At 63.4% G+C, this 18,907-nt stretch carries 17 protein-coding genes; 7 read left to right on the top strand and 10 right to left on the bottom strand.

Annotated features, from left to right (window positions below):
* Positions 1–1,623 (bottom strand): methyl-accepting chemotaxis protein, encoded by a 1,623-nt coding sequence (locus DV532_RS05440; protein ID WP_056796266.1) that lies wholly within the window; start codon positions 1,621–1,623, stop codon positions 1–3.
* 207 nt (positions 1,624–1,830) lie between these two features.
* Positions 1,831–2,514, bottom strand: a complete 684-nt coding sequence (locus DV532_RS05435; protein WP_056796263.1) for a tellurite resistance TerB family protein — start codon at positions 2,512–2,514, stop codon at positions 1,831–1,833.
* 183 nt (positions 2,515–2,697) lie between these two features.
* On the opposite strand from DV532_RS05435, the gene ydcS reads away from it, so the two are divergent.
* The 5 genes from ydcS to DV532_RS05405 all read left to right on the top strand — a co-directional run bounded on the left by ydcS (position 2,698) and on the right by DV532_RS05405 (position 8,181).
* A complete protein-coding gene (gene ydcS / locus DV532_RS05430; protein WP_056796261.1) occupies positions 2,698–3,849 on the top strand; it encodes a putative ABC transporter substrate-binding protein YdcS in 1,152 nt (383 codons plus the stop codon).
* Between the two features lie 149 nt (positions 3,850–3,998).
* Positions 3,999–5,030, top strand: a complete 1,032-nt coding sequence (locus DV532_RS05420; protein ID WP_056796258.1) for an ABC transporter ATP-binding protein — start codon at positions 3,999–4,001, stop codon at positions 5,028–5,030.
* A gap of 1 nt (position 5,031) precedes the next feature.
* On the top strand, positions 5,032–5,943 hold the full coding sequence (locus DV532_RS05415) for an ABC transporter permease (protein ID WP_056796257.1): 912 nt from the start codon (positions 5,032–5,034) through the stop codon (positions 5,941–5,943).
* Complete coding sequence (locus DV532_RS05410) at positions 5,933–6,739, top strand: ABC transporter permease (protein WP_056796254.1); 807 nt, start codon at positions 5,933–5,935, stop codon at positions 6,737–6,739. Before DV532_RS05415 ends, DV532_RS05410 begins: the two co-directional genes overlap by 11 nt.
* Before the next feature lie 17 nt (positions 6,740–6,756).
* On the top strand, positions 6,757–8,181 hold the full coding sequence (locus DV532_RS05405) for a gamma-aminobutyraldehyde dehydrogenase (RefSeq protein ID WP_056796250.1): 1,425 nt from the start codon (positions 6,757–6,759) through the stop codon (positions 8,179–8,181).
* Positions 8,182–8,288: 107 nt separating this feature from the next.
* Here DV532_RS05405 and DV532_RS05400 read toward each other — a convergent pair whose 3' ends face one another.
* From DV532_RS05400 to DV532_RS05390, 3 genes are all read right to left on the bottom strand, one after another.
* The gene (locus DV532_RS05400; RefSeq protein WP_056796247.1) at positions 8,289–9,395 is read right to left on the bottom strand and encodes an NADH:flavin oxidoreductase/NADH oxidase; all 1,107 of its coding nucleotides are present in this window, start codon (positions 9,393–9,395) and stop codon (positions 8,289–8,291) included.
* 160 nt (positions 9,396–9,555) lie between these two features.
* The gene (gene recJ, locus DV532_RS05395; RefSeq protein WP_056796243.1) at positions 9,556–11,265 is read right to left on the bottom strand and encodes a single-stranded-DNA-specific exonuclease RecJ; all 1,710 of its coding nucleotides are present in this window, start codon (positions 11,263–11,265) and stop codon (positions 9,556–9,558) included.
* Between the two features lie 8 nt (positions 11,266–11,273).
* Positions 11,274–11,816, bottom strand: a complete 543-nt coding sequence (locus tag DV532_RS05390) for a YaeQ family protein (RefSeq protein ID WP_056796240.1) — start codon at positions 11,814–11,816, stop codon at positions 11,274–11,276.
* A gap of 131 nt (positions 11,817–11,947) precedes the next feature.
* Between DV532_RS05390 and DV532_RS05385 the strand changes: the two genes are divergently transcribed.
* Both DV532_RS05385 and DV532_RS05380 read left to right on the top strand, forming a co-directional pair.
* Entirely contained in the window at positions 11,948–13,147 is a 1,200-nt protein-coding gene (locus DV532_RS05385) for a CaiB/BaiF CoA-transferase family protein (RefSeq protein ID WP_056796237.1), read from the top strand.
* Positions 13,148–13,165: 18 nt separating this feature from the next.
* Positions 13,166–14,041, top strand: coding sequence for a TIGR02285 family protein (locus tag DV532_RS05380; RefSeq protein ID WP_056796234.1), 876 nt, complete (start codon positions 13,166–13,168; stop codon positions 14,039–14,041).
* Between the two features lie 197 nt (positions 14,042–14,238).
* Here the strand turns inward: DV532_RS05380 and DV532_RS05375 are convergent, their stop codons facing one another.
* The 5 genes from DV532_RS05375 to DV532_RS05355 all read right to left on the bottom strand — a co-directional run bounded on the left by DV532_RS05375 (position 14,239) and on the right by DV532_RS05355 (position 18,779).
* On the bottom strand, positions 14,239–14,520 hold the full coding sequence (locus DV532_RS05375) for a DUF3509 domain-containing protein (protein ID WP_056796231.1): 282 nt from the start codon (positions 14,518–14,520) through the stop codon (positions 14,239–14,241).
* A 79-nt stretch (positions 14,521–14,599) separates the two neighbouring features.
* A complete protein-coding gene (locus DV532_RS05370; RefSeq protein WP_056796226.1) occupies positions 14,600–15,019 on the bottom strand; it encodes a histidine kinase in 420 nt (139 codons plus the stop codon).
* Between the two features lie 158 nt (positions 15,020–15,177).
* Positions 15,178–16,587 carry a threonine synthase gene (thrC, locus tag DV532_RS05365; RefSeq protein ID WP_056796224.1) on the bottom strand — a complete coding sequence of 470 codons (1,410 nt, stop codon included), beginning with the start codon at positions 16,585–16,587 and terminating at the stop codon, positions 15,178–15,180.
* 60 nt (positions 16,588–16,647) lie between these two features.
* Positions 16,648–17,952 carry a homoserine dehydrogenase gene (locus DV532_RS05360; protein WP_056796222.1) on the bottom strand — a complete coding sequence of 435 codons (1,305 nt, stop codon included), beginning with the start codon at positions 17,950–17,952 and terminating at the stop codon, positions 16,648–16,650.
* 83 nt (positions 17,953–18,035) lie between these two features.
* Positions 18,036–18,779, bottom strand: a complete 744-nt coding sequence (locus tag DV532_RS05355; protein WP_056796220.1) for a thioredoxin fold domain-containing protein — start codon at positions 18,777–18,779, stop codon at positions 18,036–18,038.
* Positions 18,780–18,907 lie beyond the last annotated feature (128 nt).

Genomic DNA, 18,907 nt, shown 5'->3' with positions numbered 1-18,907 from the left:
TCAGACTTTGAAGCGCGACACGCCGCCGCGCAAACCGGCGGCCACCTGGCTCAGCTCATCGATGGCGAAACTGGCCTGGCGTAGCGACTCGACGGTCTGGGTGCTGGCATCGCTGAGCTGCGCCAGCGCCTGGTTGATCTGCTCGGCACCGGTAGCCTGGGCCTGCATGCCTTCATTAACCATCAGCACGCGCGGCGCCAAGGCCTGCACCTGGTGAATGATCTGGCTGAGCTGCTCGCCCACCTGCTGCACTTCGAACATGCCACGGCGCACTTCTTCGGAGAACTTGTCCATGCCCATGACCCCGGCCGACACTGCCGACTGGATTTCGCGCACCATCTGCTCGATGTCGTAGGTGGCTACGGCGGTCTGGTCGGCCAAGCGGCGCACTTCGGTGGCCACCACGGCAAAGCCACGGCCGTACTCGCCGGCCTTTTCCGCTTCGATGGCGGCGTTGAGCGACAGCAGGTTGGTCTGGTCGGCGACCTTGACGATGGTCACCACCATCTGGGTGATGTTGCTGGCTTTTTCGTTGAGGATGCCCAGCTTGGCGTTGACCAGATCGGCGGCGCCCATTACCTGGTGCATGGTTTCTTCCATGCGCGCCAGGCCCTGCTGGCCAGAGCCGGCCAGGCTGGAGGCTTGGTCGGCGGCCGAGGTGACTTCGGTCATGGTGCGCACCAGGTCACGCGAGGTAGCAGCGATTTCCCGCGAGGTGGCGCCAATTTCGGTGGTGGTGGCGGCCGTTTCGGTAGCGGTGGCCTGCTGTTGCTTGGAGGTGGCGGCAATTTCGGTCACCGACGTGGTCACCTGTACCGACGAGCGCTGGGCCTGGGCGACCAGGTTGGCCAGGGCCTCGGCCATTTCGTTGAAGCCACTTTCGATGGCGCCGAACTCGTCCTTGCGGTCCAGGTTCAGGCGCATGCTCAGGTCGCCCGAGCGCAGTTTGTCGAGGGCATGGACAATGCGCTGAACCGGCGCGGTAATGGCGCGCAACAGCAACAGGCCGCAAATACCGGCGGCGATAATCGCCAACAGCAGGGAAACGATCATGCTGCCCTTGGCCGTGCTCACGGCGCCGACAATTTCGGCGGTGTCGGTGGCGGCGGAAGCACGGTTGTGGTCAATCACTTCGTTCAGCAGCTTGCGGCCGTCCGTCCAGGCCGGGGTGAGCACCTCGGTGATCAGCCGCTGGGCTTCGGCGTAGTTGTGCTGGCGATAGGCGTCCAAAACCTGATCAACAATCTTGAGGTAGTTGGCCTCCATCTGGACGAAGGTGTCGAAGCGCGCCTGGTCGTCATCGTCCTGTATGGTGCTTTGGTAGCTGGCCATGTGCTGCCTGAGCCGGTCCTGAAAACTTTTGAACAGCTCCGCGTCGGCCGAAGTGAATTCACGGTGGTTGGACAGGCCCACCAATTGCTGGCTGTTGACGTAGCCGTCGACCCAAGCACTGCGGAGCATCGAGCTGTAGTAGAGGCCGGGGATACTGTCGGTGCCCACCGCTTGCTCAGCGGAAGCGATGGTTACCAACCGCGAGTAGGCGGCCACGATCATCAGCAGCATGATGGCGATGATCACGGCGAAACTTGCCAGGATCCGTTGGCGCAAAGTCCAGTTCTTCACATTCAGCCCTCAGGAATTCACAACGAGCGGGAAAAATCGCCGAAGTATAGCCCAGGCTTCCTACGCATTTGCGGCTGAAATGTGGAGTTATCAGGCATCCTTGCTGATAGACAGGCCACTGGGGCTGCTGCGCAGCCCTTCGCGGGCGAGCCCGCGCCTACAAAGGCAGCACAACCTTCGAGCAGCGGGCGGCCCCGTTCGCCGCAATCACTGGCCGGCGGCAAGCCTTGCCTGGCTTTCCAGCTCTTGGCGCAGGGCTGGGTCCAGGCGCAGTTGGCGGGCCAGTTCATCCAGGTAGGCACGCTCCATGAAGTTTTCCTGGTCGACCATCATCACGCTGGCCAGGTACATCTCGGCGGCCATCTCCGGGGTTTGTGCGGCACGCGCCACTTCGGCCGGGTCCAGCGGCTTGTTGAGCTCGGCATGCAGCCAATGCTGCAGTTCGCGGTCGCTGTCCAGGCGGGTGAATTCGCCCTCGATCAGCGCCCGCTCGCGCTCGTCGATATGGCCATCGGACTTGGCCGCCGCCACCAGCGCCCGCAGCACGGCCTGGCTGTGCTGCTCGACCTGGGCTGGCGGCAGGCGGTCGACGGTTTGCGGCTCGGCGCCAGCCAGCTGCTGGTTGGCCTGCCAGTTGCCGTAGGCTTTGTAAGCCAGCACGCCCAGTGCCGCCAGGCCACCGTAAGTCAACGCCTTGCCACCGTATTTGCGAGCCTTCTTGCTACCCAGCAAAAGGCCCAGAGCGCCCCCACCCAACAGCCCGCCACCCGCACCGGACAACAGCCCGCCAAGCCCGCTGGGAGCACTCCCTGGCTTGCTGCTGCCGCCCTGTTTTTCTAGTAATTGCTGGCCGGACTTGAGGAGTTGATCGAGCAGGCCCCGGGTATTCATGCGCGTGTCTCCACGTAAGAAAATTCAAGCGCCAGAGTAAGGCTTGGCAGACCACACGCCACTGTGGATTTGCTTCCGGATGTTGCATTAGCGGGCAAAAAGCCAACTAGACTCGATATCGCCAATACTTCGCGCCACCGTTGAAAACTGCCCCGACCAAGATCTCCAAGAAGAGGGAACACCATGTCAGTGCACGACACCGCATTGCTCGGCGCCATCACCGCTGCCGTGCTGGCCAGCGCCAGCCTGCAGGCTGCCGAAACGCCCAAGGCCCTGGGGCCCGGCGAGGGGCGTTTGGACATCGTTGCCTGGCCCGGCTACATCGAGCGCGGTGAAAGCGACAAGGCCTACGACTGGGTCACCGGCTTCGAGAAGCAAACCGGCTGCAAGGTCAGCGTCAAGACCGCCGCCACCTCGGACGAAATGGTCAGCTTGATGACCAAGGGCGGCTACGACCTGGTCACGGCCTCGGGCGATGCCTCGCTGCGGCTGATCGCCGGCAAGCGGGTGCAGCCGATCAACACCGCGCTGATCCCCAACTGGAAGAACATCGACCCACGCCTGCAGAACGGTGGCTGGTACGTGGTCGACAAGCAGGTCTACGGCACCCCGTACCAGTGGGGGCCAAACGTACTGCTGTACAACACCGACGTGTTCAAGCAGGCGCCCACCAGTTGGGGCGTACTGTTCGAGCCGCAGAACCTGCCCGACGGCAAGCCGAACAAGGGCCGCGTCCAGGCCTACGACGGGCCGATCTACATTGCCGACGCGGCGCTGTACCTGAAGACGGCCAAGCCGGAACTGGGCATCCAGGACCCCTATGAGCTTAACGAAGCCCAATACACAGCCGTACTGGAACTGCTGCGCCAACAGCAACCGCTGATCCACCGCTACTGGCATGACGCCACGGTGCAGATGAGCGACGTGAAAAACGAAGGCGTGGTCGCCTCCAGCTCCTGGGGCTACATGGTCAATGGCCTGAAGGCCGAGAAGCAGCCTGTGGCCTCGACCATTCCCAAGGAAGGCGCGACCGGCTGGGCCGACACCACCATGCTGCACAGTGAGGCCAAGCACCCCAACTGTGCCTACCAGTGGATGGATTGGTCACTGCAGCCGAAGGTACAGGGTGACGTCGCGGCTTGGTTCGGCTCGTTGCCGGCGGTGCCGGCGGCGTGTACCGGCAGCGAGCTGCTGGGCGCCGACGGTTGCAAGACTAACGGTTTCGACAACTTCGACAAGATCGCCTTCTGGAAAACCCCGCAGGCCCAGGGCGGCAAGTTCGTGCCGTATAGCCGCTGGACCCAGGATTACATTGCCATCATGGGTGGGCGCTGACGTTGCCTGAATGTCTGCCCGACCTCTTCGCGGGCTCGCCCGTTCCTACAGGTTCATCACCGCCTGCGAGGGTGGCGCTGTACCTGTAGGAGCGGGCTTGCCCGCGAAGAGGCCGGCACAGGAGAAATATCGTTGTCCGGAGCCCGCGCATGCCCCTAGCCGTCCAGTTCACCCAAGTTTCCCGCACCTTCGGCGAGGTCAAAGCCGTCGACCAGGTCAGCATCGACATCATCGATGGCGAGTTTTTCTCCATGCTTGGCCCTTCCGGCTCGGGCAAGACCACCTGCCTGCGCCTGATCGCCGGCTTCGAGCAACCCAGCAGCGGCTCGATCCGCATCCACGGCGTCGAAGCTGCCGGTGTGCCGCCCTACCAGCGCGACGTCAACACGGTGTTCCAGGACTACGCACTGTTCCCGCACATGAACGTACTGGACAACATTGCCTACGGCCTCAAGGTAAAAGGCGTGGCCAAGGCCGAACGCCGCAGCCGCGCCGAGGAAGCCCTGGCGATGGTGGCCTTGGCCGGCTACGGCGCGCGCAAGCCGGCGCAGCTGTCCGGCGGCCAGCGCCAGCGCGTGGCCTTGGCCCGGGCGCTAGTCAACCGACCACGGGTACTGCTGCTGGACGAGCCATTGGGCGCGCTGGACCTGAAACTGCGCGAGCAGATGCAGGGCGAGCTGAAAAAGCTGCAGCGCCAACTGGGCATCACCTTCATTTTCGTCACCCACGACCAGACCGAAGCGCTGTCAATGTCCGACCGGGTAGCGGTGTTCAACCGCGGCCGTATCGAGCAGGTCGACACACCACGCAACCTGTACATGCAACCGGCCACCACCTTCGTCGCCGAATTCGTCGGCACCTCCAACGTGGTGCGCGGCGAAATAGCCATGGCGCTGAATGGCAACCCAGCGCCCTTCTCTATCCGCCCCGAACACATTCGCCTGGGCGAGCTGGCCACGGCCAGCGACCACGTGCAGGTCAGCGGCCTGTTGCGCGATATCCAATACCAAGGCAGCGCCACCCGCTACGAGTTGCAACTGGACAGCGGCCAGCTGCTGGCGGTGAGCCAGGCCAATGACCGCTGGCAGGCACAGGCACAGGCCTGGCAAGCCGGGCAACGGGTAGCGGCGCACTGGCCGCGTGAAGCCATGACCGTGTTGCAGGAAACCGAGGGCCGCTGACATGAGCACATTGCGCGGTTTGTCCAACCTGCTGTACCGGCGCCCCAACCTGTACCTGGCCCTGCTGCTGGTCGCGCCGCTGACCTGGTTTGGCGCGATCTACCTGGGCTCGCTGCTGAACCTGCTGTGGCAAGGTTTCTATACCTTCGACGACTTCACCATGGCGGTGACCCCGGACCTGACCCTGGGCAACTTCGTCGCCCTGTTCAACCCGTCAAACTTCGACATCATCCTGCGTACCCTGGGCATGGCGGTGGCCGTATCACTGGCCAGCGCGGTGCTGGCCTTCCCCATCGCCTACTACATGGCGCGCTATACCAGCGGCAAGACCAAGGCGTTTTTCTACATCGCGGTGATGATGCCGATGTGGGCCAGCTACATCGTCAAGACCTACGCCTGGACCCTGCTGCTGGCCAAGGGCGGCGTGGCCCAGTGGTTCGTCCAGCAGCTGCACCTGGATGCCCTGCTGCAAACCGTGCTGGCGCTGCCCGGCGTGGGCGGCAGCACCCTGTCAACCTCGCACCTGGGGCGTTTCATGGTGTTCGTGTACATCTGGCTGCCGTTCATGATCTTGCCGATCCAGGCCTCGCTGGAGCGCCTGCCGCCGTCGCTGCTGCAGGCCTCGGCAGACCTCGGCGCCCGGCCCGGGCAAACGTTTGTGCAAGTGATTCTGCCGCTGTCGATCCCAGGCATTGCCGCCGGCTCGATTTTCACCTTCTCGCTGACCCTGGGCGACTTCATCGTGCCGCAACTGGTCGGCCCGCCCGGTTACTTCATTGGCAGCATGGTCTATGCCCAGCAGGGGGCGATCGGCAACATGCCGATGGCTGCCGCGTTCACCCTGGTGCCGATCGTGCTGATCGCGGTGTACCTGTCCATCGTCAAGCGCCTGGGGGCCTTCGATGCACTCTGAAAAAGCCTCGATCGGGCTGCGCCTGGCCGCTTGGGGCGGGCTGGTGTTTCTGCATTTTCCGATCCTGATCATCTTGCTGTACGCCTTCAACACCGAAGACGCGGCGTTCAGCTTCCCCCCCAAAGGCTTTACCCTGAAATGGATCGCCGTGGCCTTCGCCCGGCCCGATGTACTGGAAGCGATCAAGCTGTCGCTGCAGGTGGCCTGCCTGGCCACGCTGATCGCCCTGGTGCTCGGCACACTGGCCTCGGCGGCGCTGTACCGGCGCAGCTTTTTCGGCAAAGAAAGCATTTCGCTGATGCTGATCCTACCCATCGCCCTGCCCGGCATCATCACCGGTATCGCCCTGCTCTCAGCGTTCAAGCGTTTGGGGATCGAGCCTGGGGTATTCACCATCGTGGTTGGCCACGCCACGTTCTGCGTGGTGATTGTCTACAACAACGTGATCGCCCGCCTGCGGCGGACTTCGCAGAGCCTGATCGAAGCTTCGATGGACCTTGGTGCCGACGGCTGGCAAACCTTCCGCTACATCATCCTGCCCAACCTTGGTTCGGCGCTGCTCGCCGGCGGCATGCTGGCCTTTGCCCTGTCGTTCGATGAAATCATTGTCACTACCTTCACCGCCGGCCACGAACGCACCCTGCCAATCTGGCTGCTCAACCAGCTCAGCCGCCCGCGCGACGTGCCGGTGACCAATGTGGTCGCCATGCTGGTGATGCTGGTGACCATGCTGCCGATCCTTGGCGCCTATTACCTGACCCGTGGCGGCGAAAGCGTCGCGGGCAGTGGCAAATGACCCCGGAGGAGTCCCCGATGCAAACGCAGATGCTCATCAATGGCCAGCTGGTCGCTGGCGAAGGCCCGGCCTGGACCGTGCTCAACCCGGCGCAGGGCACTGCCCTGGCGCAGATCAACGAAGCCAGCGAGGCCCAGGTGGACAGCGCCGTCCGCGCCGCCGACCAGGCCTTCGACAGTTGGTCGCAAACCAGCCCCAAGGACCGCGCGCAAACCTTGCTGGCGCTGGCTGACACCATCGAAGCCCATGGTGATGAACTGGCCCGGCTGGAGTCGCAAAACTGCGGCAAGCCCCTGAGCGCCGCACTGAATGACGAGATCCCGGCGATTGCCGATGTGTTTCGCTATTTCGCCGGCGCGTCCCGCTGCCTGGGCGGTTTGGCGGCGGGCGAATACCTGCCGGGCCACACCTCGATGATCCGCCGCGACCCGCTAGGCGTGGTCGCCTCCATCGCACCGTGGAACTACCCGTTGATGATGCTGGCGTGGAAGATCGCCCCGGCCCTGGCTGCCGGCAACACGGTCGTGATCAAGCCCTCCGAGCTGACCCCGCTGACCGCCCTGCGCTTGGGCGAACTGGCCCAGGACCTGCTGCCACCGGGGGTGCTGAACATCCTCTTCGGCCGTGGCCAAACCGTCGGCAACCCGCTGGTCAACCACCCTAAGGTACGCATGGTGTCGCTGACCGGCTCGATCCCCACCGGCACGCACATCATCAGCGCCACCGCCGACAGCGTGAAACGCATGCACATGGAACTGGGCGGTAAGGCTCCGGTACTGGTGTTCGACGATGCTGACATGGATGCGGCCATCGACGGCATCCGCACCTTTGGCTTTTACAACGCAGGCCAAGACTGCACCGCGGCCTGCCGCCTGTATGTGCAGGAGGGTATCTACGAGCGCTTCGTCGAGCGCCTGGGTGAAGCCGTAGCCAGCCTCAAGCCGGGCTTGCAGGAAGCCGAAGACACCGAATTGGGCCCCCTGATCAGTGCTCAGCACCGTGACAAGGTGGCTGGGCTGGTACAACGGGCCGTTGCCCAGCCACACATTCGCCTGGTGACCGGCGGCAAGGCCATTGCGGGTGACGGCTTCTTCTTCGAGCCGACCGTACTGGCCGATGCCCTGCAGGACGACGAGATCGTGCGTAACGAAGTGTTCGGCCCGGTGGTGTCGGTCACCCGCTTCACCGACGAGGCGCAGGCGCTGGAGTGGGCCAACGACTCCAACTACGGCCTGGCTTCATCGGTATGGACCCGCGACACGGGCCGCGCCCACCGCCTGGCGGCGCGCCTGCAGTATGGCTGCACCTGGGTGAACACCCACTTCATGCTGGTCAGCGAAATGCCCCATGGCGGGCAGAAACACTCGGGGTATGGCAAGGACCTGTCGATGTATGGGCTGGAGGACTACACCTGTGTGCGGCATGTGATGATCAAGCATTAGTACACATGCTAAATCTACTGGCCTCTTCGCGGGCAAGCCCGCTGCTACAGGGTGTGATGTACCTGTAGGCGCGGGCTTGCCCGCGAAGAGGCCAGTACAGGTAAAACCTAGTCGCGCAGGTCCGACTCGTGAATTGGGTTGGCCCGGCTGGTCGCACGCTGGTATTGCGCCGGCCAAGTGGCCTTGTTACCGCCCAGGTCGTCATCGGCATGCAGCGGCCAGTACGGGTCGCGCAGCAGTTCGCGGGCGAGGAAGATGATGTCGGCCTGGCCGGTGCGCAGAATGTGCTCGGCCTGGGCCGGTTCGGTGATCATGCCCACGGTGCCGGTGGCAATTTCCGATTCCTTGCGCACGCGCTCGGCGAAGCGGGTCTGGTAGCCGGGGCCGGTGGGGATTTCGGCGTTGACCGACGTGCCACCAGACGATACGTCGATCAGGTCGACACCCAAGCTCCGCAGGCGGCGGGCCAGTTCGACGGTTTCATCCGGGTTCCAGCCATCCTCCACCCAATCGGTCGCCGATACCCGCACGAACAGTGGCAGCTCGGCAGGCCAGACCTTGCGCACGGCCTCCACCACCTGCAGGGTCAGGCGAATACGGTTTTCGAAGCAGCTGCCGTATTCGTCGCGGCGCTGGTTGCTCAGTGGCGACAGGAACTGGTGCAGCAGGTAGCCATGGGCGGCGTGGATTTCCACTACCTTGAAGCCGGCACTCAAGGCACGCTTGGTCGAGGCGACGAAGGCGGCGATCACATCCTGGATCTCGTCATGGTTCAACTCGCGCGGTGCCGTGTGTTGCGGGTCGAAGGCGATCTTCGACGGCCCCACCGGCTGCCAACCGCCCTCTTCAGGCTTGACGCTGCCTTGCTTGCCCAGCCACGGGCGATAGGTGCTGGCCTTGCGCCCGGCGTGGGCCAGCTGGATACCGGGTACGGCGCCTTGGGCGGTGATGAAACGTGTGATGCGTTGCAACGGGGCGACCTGGGCATCGTTCCACAGGCCCAGGTCTTCAGCGGTGATGCGGCCATCGGCGGTCACGGCCACGGCTTCAGTGATTACCAGGCCAGCACCACCCACGGCGCGGCTGCCTAAGTGAACAAGGTGCCAGTCGTTGGCCAGGCCATCGACAGCGGAATACTGGCACATCGGCGAAACGGCGATGCGGTTGGGCAGGGTCAGCTGACGCAGGGTGTAAGGCTCGAGCAGCAGGCTCATGAGGGCACCTCCCAAGGACTCCAATGGTGATCCGGCCCGGACACTCAATTGCACGTCCCTGGCCCGGGTCCGGTCATTAATCAGACTAGACCAGAATGATGGGGCGGAAGGTTCCCTGGGATTTTGGGTAGGCATCTAGCAACCCGTGCGATGGCCACAGTCAGCGCGGCTCCATATGCGCAATCATCAACTGCACGCTTTCATTACCACGAAACTCGTTCACATCCAGCTTGTAGGCCAGTTCCACCCAGCGCACCGTCGGGTTCGGCCACACTTCGCGGTCAATGCCAAAGGCAATCCCATCCAGCCGCAGCGACCCGCACTCGCTCTTGAGCACCACCTTCAAATGCCGCTCGCCCACCACGCGCTGCTCCACCAGCTGGAACACGCCATGGAACAGCGGCTCGGGGAAGTGCTGGCCCCAAGGCCCGGCATGGCGCAGGGCCTTGGCCAGGTCGAGGTGGAACTCTTCCACCGCCAGGCTGCCATCGGACAACAACCGGCCCGTCAGGTCTTCTTCGCGCAGCTGGCGGCGCACTTCTTCGTCAAACGCCTCGGCAAATGCAGGGAAATTGGCCTCGGGTAACGATAAACCGGCGGCCATGGCGTGGCCGCCGAACTTACTGATCAGTTGTGGCTGGCGCGCTGCCACAGCATCCAGCGCATCGCGAATATGAAACCCCGGCACCGACCGCGCCGAGCCTTTGAGCATGCCGTCACCGGCGTCGGCGAACGCGATGGTCGGCCGGTGATAACGCTCCTTCAGACGCGAAGCCAGAATACCAATCACACCCTGGTGCCAGTCGCCATCGAACAAGCACAAGCCGTACGGCATCGACTCGACCGGCAAGTCCTTGAGCTGGGCCAGCGCCTCGCGCTGCATACCCTGTTCAATGGACTTGCGATCCTGGTTCAGGTCGTCCAGTTGCTGGGCCATGTCCTGGGCCAAAGCCGCGTCTTCGCACAGCAGGCATTCGATGCCCAGGCTCATGTCATCCAGGCGCCCGGCAGCATTTAGCCGCGGGCCGAGGATGAAGCCGAGGTCGGTTGAGGTGATACGCCGGTGATCGCGGCGAGCCACTTCAAGAATGGCCTTCAGCCCTGGCCGGGCGCGACCGGCGCGGATACGTTCCAGGCCCTGGTGCACCAGAATGCGGTTGTTGGCGTCTAGCGGCACCACGTCGGCGACGCTGCCCAGCGCCACCAGGTCGAGCAGCTCGCCGATGTTCGGCTGTGGTTGCGCTTGGTAGCGCCCGAGGCTGCGCAAGCGCGCACGCAGGGCCATCAGTACGTAGAAAATTACCCCTACCCCGGCCAGCGCCTTGCTCGGGAAGCTACAACCCGGCTGGTTGGGGTTGATAATGGCGTCGGCGTCGGGCAACTGCGCGCCCGGCAGGTGGTGGTCGGTGACCAGCACCTTGAGCCCGGCGGCCTTGGCGGCCGCCACACCTTCGACGCTGGAAATGCCGTTGTCCACGGTGATCAGCAGCTGCGGCTGGCGCTGCAGCGCCACTTCGACGATTTCTGGGGTCAGGCCGTAGCCATATTCGAAGCGGTTGGGCACCAGGTAATCGACATGGGCCGCACCCAGCAGACGCAGGCCCAGCACGCCGACGGTACTGGCGGTGGCACCGTCGGCATCGAAGTCACCGACGATGAGGATACGCTGGCGCTGGTCGAGGGCTTCGACCAACAGGTCGACACCAGCCTCGATGCCCTTGAGCTGCTGGTACGGCAGCAGGCGCGCCAGGCTTTTGTCCAGTTCGGCTTCGCTCTGCACGCCGCGCGCGGCGTACAAGCGGGTCAGCAAAGGGGGCAGGTTACCCAGGAATGGCAGGGTCGACGGCAGGGGGCGAGGTTCGATACGCATGGGTTGCTTCAGCCACGCTCACCGAGCAGCCACTGCAGTTGTACTTCATGCTGGCCACGGTCGTCGGTCACGAATACCGTACCTTCACTGATCATCACGTCCCACTTGATACTGCGCGGCATGTCGGTCGCCAGGGTTTCCAGGACCTCTTGCGGCACCGCGGCAATGCTCAGGTTCTTCAGGTTTTTGACCGCACCCACCACTTTGCCCTCCCACACCCGCAGGCTGCCGTAGGCCAGCAGGCTGGTGCGTTCGGTGCGCCGTGAGCACCAGGTCAGGCGGTCGGCATCCGGTTGGCCGACCTCAATCCAATGCAGCACGCGATCGTCCAGGCTTTTTTCCCACAGCGCCGGTTCATCGACATCCGACAGACCGCGGCCAAACGACAGGTTTTCGTTGTACCAGAGCGCATACGCCAACAGACGAACCGCCATACGCTCTTCGGTTTCCGAAGGGTGGCGGGCGATGGTCTGCTTGACGCTTTGGTAGACGTTACGGTCGAGGTCGGTCAGATTCAGTTCGAACTTGTAGGTGGTGGACGGCTGGGCCATGGTCGACGGGCTTCGTGCAAAAGAAAAGTGCCACAGTCTAACCCATCCACACCTTCCATGCGCCGCAGCAGTACCCGGCGAAACCGACGTGTGATAAAACCACGGCTCTGCCCAGCTGCCACGGATGCCCCATGTCGACGCCCAGCAAACCCCTTACCGGCCTCAAAGTTGTCGAACTCGGCACCCTGATCGCCGGGCCGTTCGCCTCGCGTATCTGTGCCGAGTTCGGCGCCGAGGTGGTCAAGGTCGAATCGCCCGATGGCGGCGACCCGCTGCGCAAATGGCGCAAGCTGTACGAGGGCACATCGCTGTGGTGGTTCGTGCAGGCCCGCAACAAGCAGTCGCTCACCCTCAACCTCAAGCACCCTGAGGGCCGCGAGATTCTCAAGAAGCTGCTGGCCGAGGCCGACATCCTGATCGAAAACTTCCGCCCGGGCGTGTTGGAAAAACTTGGCTTGGGCTGGGACGTGCTGCATGCGCTCAACCCACGCCTGGTGATGGTGCGCCTGTCGGGCTTTGGCCAGACCGGGCCAATGAAGGACCAGCCAGGCTTCGGTGCCGTTGGCGAGTCGATGGGCGGCCTGCGCTACATTACCGGCTTCGACGACCGCCCGCCGGTGCGCACGGGTATTTCCATCGGTGACTCGATTGCCGCCCTGTGGGGGGTGATCGGCGCGCTGATGGCGCTGCGCCACCGGGAAGTGAACGGCGGCCAGGGCCAGGTGGTGGATGTGGCGCTGTACGAGGCGATCTTCGCCATGATGGAAAGCATGGTTCCGGAGTTCGATGTGTTCGGCTTTATCCGCGAACGCAGCGGCAACATCATGCCGGGCATTACCCCCTCCTCCATCCACACCAGCGCCGATGGCAAGCATGTGCAGATCGGTGCCAACGGTGACGCGATCTTCAAGCGTTTCATGCTGGCTATTGGCCGCACCGACCTCGCCGATGACCCAACGTTGGCCACCAACGATGGCCGCGACCTGCGCCGCGACGAGCTGTACGGGGTGATCGACCGCTGGGCCAACAGCCTGCCGCTGGAGCAACTGCTGCAGGTGTTGAACACCGCCGAAGTACCGGCCAGCCGCATCTATTCTGCCGAAGACATGTTCAACGACCCGCAGTACCTGGCACGCGAAATGTTCCTGCAGGCCAAACTGCCGGACGGCAAACCCTTCCGCATGCCGGGCATTGTGCCCAAGCTGTCGGACACTCCCGGTTCCGCCGAGTGGGTCGGCCCGGCGCTGGGCGAACACACCGAGGCATTGCTTAGCGGCCTGGGCTATGACGCGGCAGCCATTGCAGGCTTGCGCGCGGCAGGCACGGTCTGACCCCTGGCGCTGCCGCCCATGCCTACTGCCCGTCGCCTACGCCAACTGGTCCTGTTGTGCTGGCTGCTACCGGCCTTGTTGCTGCAGCCTGCCAGCGCCAAGGAACGCATTTTCTGGCTGGTGCGTGACCTGCCGCCGTTTACCGTTTTTGAAGGGCCGCAACAAGGCCAAGGGGTGATCGACCAGCTATTGCCCCTACTGATCGAGCAGATGCCCGAGTACGACCACAGCATCGTGCGGGTCAACCGCGCGCGCGGCATCCAGATGCTGCAGGACCCGAACAGCTTCACCTGCGACCCGACCCTGCTGTGGACCGCCGAACGCGCCGAGTACGTGCGTTTTTCCATGCCGTCCTTAGGGGTGCTCAGCGGTGGCTTGGTGCTCCGCAAGGAAAACCAAGCACTGGTGGCGCGGTACCTCGAAGACCAGGAGGTGGACCTGCATGGCCTGCTGAGCAACAACACACTGAAGCTGGGGATCGTCGCCGAGCGCAGCTACGGCACGCAGATCGACAGCATCCTGCGCCAATTGCCCGACAGCGCGCTCAGCCGCCACTACGGCAATGAAGCCACCGCCAACCTGCTACAGATGCAACAGCTGGGGCGCCTGCGCCTAGTACTCGGCTATTGGCCTGAAGTGCGCTACCTGATCCAGCAGCAAGGCGGGTCGCTGGCTGACTACCAGTTTCATCCGGTGCAGGGGGTTGAGCGCTATCAGTTTCTCCATGTGGGGTGTTCCGACAGCGAATTGGGGCGCGCGGCGGTTGCCCATATTGATCAGTTGCTGCCTGCCTTGCGCCGGGATGTATTGCCGGGGTTGTATGCGCGCTGGCTGGACCCTGCACTGCAGGAAGACTATCTGCAAGAAAGCCGGCGCTTCTTCGAGGAAAAGTAGCTGCGGACCACGCAGTCCGTGGTGGGCGCGACGCAAGGCCGCGCCCCAAAAGGGCAAGCTGTAGATGCAAAAAAGAAACCCCGGACGCTGGGGAAGACGCCCGGGGCCAAGCGAAAGCCCTTGGGCTTCCAGTGGCAACCTAGCCAGCGCCGGAGCAAAGCACTGGCTGGCTGCCCCTACAGCGTCTGATAAGCCACTCAGGCAAAGGTTCCCTGGGGTGGCTGGCGCTGCTGCAGTGCTGCGATCACACAAGGCTGCAACCGCCCTTCGGCTATTTGCAAGTCACGGTGCAGGCCATCTACCACATCGATCAACAGGCGGTGCTCGTGCAACTGCCGCTCGTTGACCGTGCGCCGCAAGGTGATGCCGGCGAGGTGGTCGTGAACGGTCAATTGGCGATTACCCTGGGCATCGGCGATGCCAAGGTGGGTCTGGTAGGGGGCCAAGGCTTCGTTGAGCAGTCTGCAGATTCTTTCCATCCGGATCACTCGCTGCGTGGTGGGAGATAGAGAAACTGACCAACAGACGCAGCGGAAAGTTCGTTACACCGCGGCTGCTTCAGTGAGCATGCGGGGTGCACGTGACAGTTTGAATACACCGCCACGGGCGCACTTGCAGTGCTTGCAAAGCACGCTGCAGCTTGGGCGTCGACAGAGGCCAGGGTAGTTCGGCGAGCACCCACATGCCGTGGTCCTTGGCTGCTTGGGCAAGGTTTTGACGCGTGGGGCTGGCCTGGCCGACAAACAGCAACGCGCGGGCACAGTGCTGCTGTGCGAGCAAGGCAAGCCCGGTACCGGTTGGCATGGCATGATCGAGGATCAGTAGGTCGGGACGGCATTCAGCGACAAGGCAGGCGTCGAGGTCGGCGCTGGTTTCGCTGATGCGCACATTGAAGATGCCCTGGGCGTTCAGCGCCTGGTGCAGGAGGATCTGGTGGGATGGGCGAGCCTGGTGAATCAACACGTAGGGCTGGTGCATGAGCCGCTCCTGATGGGAGGACCGGCTAATCTAGGCGTTGCTCTAGGCGTGCCTGAATAGGACCTTTCTGATAAGGCTGACGGAAAAGTCGAAGAATCAGGACTGCTTTGCAGCCCATCGCTGGCTGGCGGCGATGGGCCGCAGAGCGGCCCCAATTTTTACAGCGGCTTGCCGCGGTTACCATGCTGGCTGACAAAGCCCTGTACAGCCTTCAGGTCATTGGCCAGCACCGTGCAACGCTCTTCACGGCTAAACAGGTCGGTGAGGTGCGCCGGCAACTCCAGTGCCTTACCTACACCGGCCTTCTCCACCGCTTCCGGGAACTTGACCGGGTGCGCGGTACCCAGCACCACCATCGGCGTGTCCAGGCTGCGGCGGCACTCGCGGGCGGCCTTGACGCCAATTGCAGTATGCGGGTCGAGCACTTCCCCAGTGGCCGCGAACACCTCGGCGATCGTCTCGCAGGTTTGCTCGTCGCTCACAGCCAGCGAGTCGAACAGCTTGCGGGCTTCAGTCCAGCGGTCTTGCTCGACGCTGAAACCGCCGCCTTGCTTGAAGTTGTCCATCAGCTCGGCAATTGCAGCACCGTTGCGCCCGTGCAGGTCGAACAGCAGGCGCTCGAAGTTGGACGAGACCATGATGTCCATCGACGGCGACAGGGTCGCGTGCAGGGTTTCCTTGACGTACTGGTTGCCGCTCATGAAGCGGTGCAGGATGTCGTTGCGGTTGGTGGCGACGATCAGCTGGCTGACCGGCAGGCCCATGTTGCGCGCCAGGTAGCCGGCGAAGATGTCGCCGAAGTTGCCAGTCGGCACCGAGAACGCCACCGAGCGCGCTGGGCCACCCAGCTGCAGGGCTGCATGGAAGTAGTAGACGATCTGGGCCATGATCCGCGCCCAGTTGATCGAGTTGACCGCTACCAGGCGGGTGCCCTTGAGGAACGACTGGTCGGCGAAGCTGGCCTTGACCATTTCCTGGCAGTCATCGAAGTTGCCTTCGATGGCGATGTTGTGGATGTTGTCACCGAAGATAGTGGTCATCTGCCGGCGCTGCACTTCCGACACGCGCTGGTGCGGGTGCAGGATGAAGATGTCGACGTTGTCGCAACGGCGGCAGCCTTCGATGGCGGCGGAGCCGGTGTCACCGCTGGTGGCGCCGACAATCACTACGCGTTCGTTGCGCTTGGCCAGCACATGGTCGAGCAGGCGGCCGAGCAGCTGCAGGGCAAAGTCCTTGAACGCCAGGGTTGGGCCGTGGAACAGCTCCAGCACCCACTCGTTGCTGTTCAGCTGACGCAGCGGGGCCACCGCGGCATGGGCGAACTCACCGTAGGTTTCTTCGAGGATTTTCTTGAAGTCAGCGTCGGCGATGCTGCCTTCGACGAACGGGCGCATCACGCGGAAGGCCAGTTCGTGGTACGGCAGACCGGCCCACGAAGCGATTTCTTCCTGAGTGAAGCGTGGCAGGTTTTCTGGGACGTATAGCCCGCCGTCACTGGCCAGGCCAGCCAGCAGCACATCTTCGAAATTCAGGGCCGGTGCCTGGCCGCGAGTACTGATATAGCGCATGGGTGCAAAACCTTCGATGCTGGGGCCGGGGCCGCGCTGGCGGCCCGACGGCAAAATTTGTTAATTGAGCTGTTCGACGCGGATGCGCACGACCTTGCCAACTACGTCCTGCAGGGCTTCCAGCGCGACAATGGCGTCGTTAATACCCCGTTCGACCACGCGATGGGTCAGCAGGATCATCGGCACCAGGCCGTCTTGCTCCTCAGCTTCCTTCTGCATGATCGACTCGATGTTGATGCCACGCTCCGACAGAATGCTGGCCACCTGGGCCAGCACGCCTGGATGATCCTTGGCCTGGATGCGCAGGTAGTAAGCGCTTTCGCAGGCTTCGATCGGCAGGATCGGATGGGCCGACAGCGAGTCCGGCTGGAAGGCCAGGTGCGGTACGCGGTTTTCCGGGTCGGAGGTCATGGCACGGACCACGTCGACCAGGTCGCCGACCACCGACGAAGCGGTAGGCTCCATACCGGCACCGGCGCCGTAGTACAGGGTAGAACCTGCGGCGTCACCGTTGACCATGACCGCGTTCATCACACCGTTGACGTTGGCGATCAGGCGGTCGGCCGGGATCAACGTTGGGTGTACGCGCAGCTCGATGCCTTCGGCGGTGCGACGGGCCACGCCCAGATGCTTGATGCGATAGCCCAGGGCCTCGGCGTAGTTCACGTCAGCGGTGGTCAGCTGGGTGATGCCTTCGGTGTAGGCCTTGTCGAATTGCAGCGGGATGCCAAACGCGATCGAGGCCAGGATGGTCAGCTTGTGCGCGGCATCGATGCCTTCGACGTCGAAGGTTGGGTCGGCTTCGGCGTAGCCCAGCGCCTGGGCTTCGGCCAGCACGTCCGGGAACGCACGGCCCTTCTCACGCATTTCGGTGAGGATAAAGTTGCCGGTACCGTTGATGATGCCGGCCAGCCAATTGATGCGGTTGGCCGACAGGCCTTCGCGAATGGCCTTGATCACCGGGATGCCACCGGCCACGGCCGCTTCGAAGGCGACGATCACGCCCTTCTCGCGGGCCTTGGCGAAGATTTCATTGCCGTGCACGGCGATCAGCGCCTTGTTGGCGGTGACCACGTGCTTGCCGTTTTCGATGGCCTTGAGCACCAGGTCGCGGGCCACGGTGTAGCCACCGATCAGCTCGATGACAATGTCGATCTCCGGGTTGCTCGCAACTTCGAACACGTCAGCGGTAATGGGGGTACCGGTAATCTGGCAGTTCGGGTTCGGCGAGCGCATGGCGATCTGTGCCACTTCAATACCGCGCCCGGCACGGCGGGCAATCTCCTCGGCGTTGCGCTGAAGTACATTGAAGGTTCCGCCACCGACGGTCCCCAACCCACAGATGCCTACTTTGACCGGTTTCACTGTGAACTCCCCATTGAACGGCCGACACGTTTGCCGACCGTGAAACATGCCGTCACCCCATGACGACGGCGTACTGAATTGGTTTACTTGGCAAGTGCCAGCTTGGCAACCTGCGGTGCCGGCTGGTAGCCCGGAATGACCTGGCCGCTTTCCAACACGATCGCCGGCGTGCCGTTGACACCGATCGACTGGCCAAGCTCGAACTGCTTGCCGACTGGGTTGGCGCACTTGGCGGCCTTGATTTCTTCACCCTCGACCATCTTGTCCATTGCCGCACGGCGATCGCTGGAGCACCACACCGCCTGCAACTGTTGGTCACCCGCCGAGCCGAGCCCCTGGCGTGGGAAGGCGACATAGCGCACTTCGATACCACGGCGGTTGAGCTCAGGCACTTCGGCGTGCAGCTTGTGGCAGTACGGGCAGGTGGTGTCGGTGAATACGGTGATGTGCGACTTGGTCTCGCCCTTGGCAGGATAAACCACCATCTCGGCAGCTGGAATGCCGTTGATGAGCTTGGCGATACCCAAGCGCTCGGTCTTCTCGGTGAGGTTTACCGGCTTGCCGTCCTGGATCTGGAACAGGTAGCCCTGCATCACGAACTGGCCGTCGCCACTGGCGTACAGCACACGGCCGCCCTGCAGCTTGACTTCATACAGGCCACTGACCGGGCTGCTGGCCACGCTTTCGACGGGCACCTCCAGCTCGAGGTTCTGCAACGATTTACGAATGGCCTGCTCGGCACCGGCATTGCTGTCGGTTGCCGCGGCAACCGCCAAGGTACTGGCCAGCGCCAACATGGCGGCGGCGAAAAACTGGGTCACGCGCATGGGAACTCCTGAAGGCGGACAGGGACCGGAAGGCGCCACCTGGGGAAAATACCCGGTGACTGTGCGGCCCTTGGTGCAAACCGCCCAAGCCTACCACATCACACACCCGGTGAAGGGCCCCGCAAGGA

Source organism: Pseudomonas sp. Leaf58, from assembly GCF_003627215.1.
In the GTDB taxonomy this organism is placed as follows: domain Bacteria; phylum Pseudomonadota; class Gammaproteobacteria; order Pseudomonadales; family Pseudomonadaceae; genus Aquipseudomonas.
Note: the sequence above shows the minus strand (reverse complement) of the source record. Positions and strands in the feature narration are given on the sequence as shown.

What these genes read in the sequence shown, in the direction of transcription:
- DV532_RS05435 (WP_056796263.1), bottom strand. Translation starts at nt 2,514, where the DNA reads ATGAATACCCGGGGCCTGCTCGATCAACTCCTCAAGTCCGGCCAGCAA.
- ydcS (WP_056796261.1), top strand. Translation starts at nt 2,698, where the DNA reads ATGTCAGTGCACGACACCGCATTGCTCGGCGCCATCACCGCTGCCGTG.
- DV532_RS05420 (WP_056796258.1), top strand. Translation starts at nt 3,999, where the DNA reads ATGCCCCTAGCCGTCCAGTTCACCCAAGTTTCCCGCACCTTCGGCGAG.
- DV532_RS05415 (WP_056796257.1), top strand. Translation starts at nt 5,032, where the DNA reads ATGAGCACATTGCGCGGTTTGTCCAACCTGCTGTACCGGCGCCCCAAC.
- DV532_RS05410 (WP_056796254.1), top strand. Translation starts at nt 5,933, where the DNA reads ATGCACTCTGAAAAAGCCTCGATCGGGCTGCGCCTGGCCGCTTGGGGC.
- DV532_RS05405 (WP_056796250.1), top strand. Translation starts at nt 6,757, where the DNA reads ATGCAAACGCAGATGCTCATCAATGGCCAGCTGGTCGCTGGCGAAGGC.
- DV532_RS05400 (WP_056796247.1), bottom strand. Translation starts at nt 9,395, where the DNA reads ATGAGCCTGCTGCTCGAGCCTTACACCCTGCGTCAGCTGACCCTGCCC.
- recJ (WP_056796243.1), bottom strand. Translation starts at nt 11,265, where the DNA reads ATGCGTATCGAACCTCGCCCCCTGCCGTCGACCCTGCCATTCCTGGGT.
- DV532_RS05390 (WP_056796240.1), bottom strand. Translation starts at nt 11,816, where the DNA reads ATGGCCCAGCCGTCCACCACCTACAAGTTCGAACTGAATCTGACCGAC.
- DV532_RS05385 (WP_056796237.1), top strand. Translation starts at nt 11,948, where the DNA reads ATGTCGACGCCCAGCAAACCCCTTACCGGCCTCAAAGTTGTCGAACTC.
- DV532_RS05380 (WP_056796234.1), top strand. Translation starts at nt 13,166, where the DNA reads ATGCCTACTGCCCGTCGCCTACGCCAACTGGTCCTGTTGTGCTGGCTG.
- DV532_RS05375 (WP_056796231.1), bottom strand. Translation starts at nt 14,520, where the DNA reads ATGGAAAGAATCTGCAGACTGCTCAACGAAGCCTTGGCCCCCTACCAG.
- DV532_RS05370 (WP_056796226.1), bottom strand. Translation starts at nt 15,019, where the DNA reads ATGCACCAGCCCTACGTGTTGATTCACCAGGCTCGCCCATCCCACCAG.
- thrC (WP_056796224.1), bottom strand. Translation starts at nt 16,587, where the DNA reads ATGCGCTATATCAGTACTCGCGGCCAGGCACCGGCCCTGAATTTCGAA.
- DV532_RS05355 (WP_056796220.1), bottom strand. Translation starts at nt 18,779, where the DNA reads ATGCGCGTGACCCAGTTTTTCGCCGCCGCCATGTTGGCGCTGGCCAGT.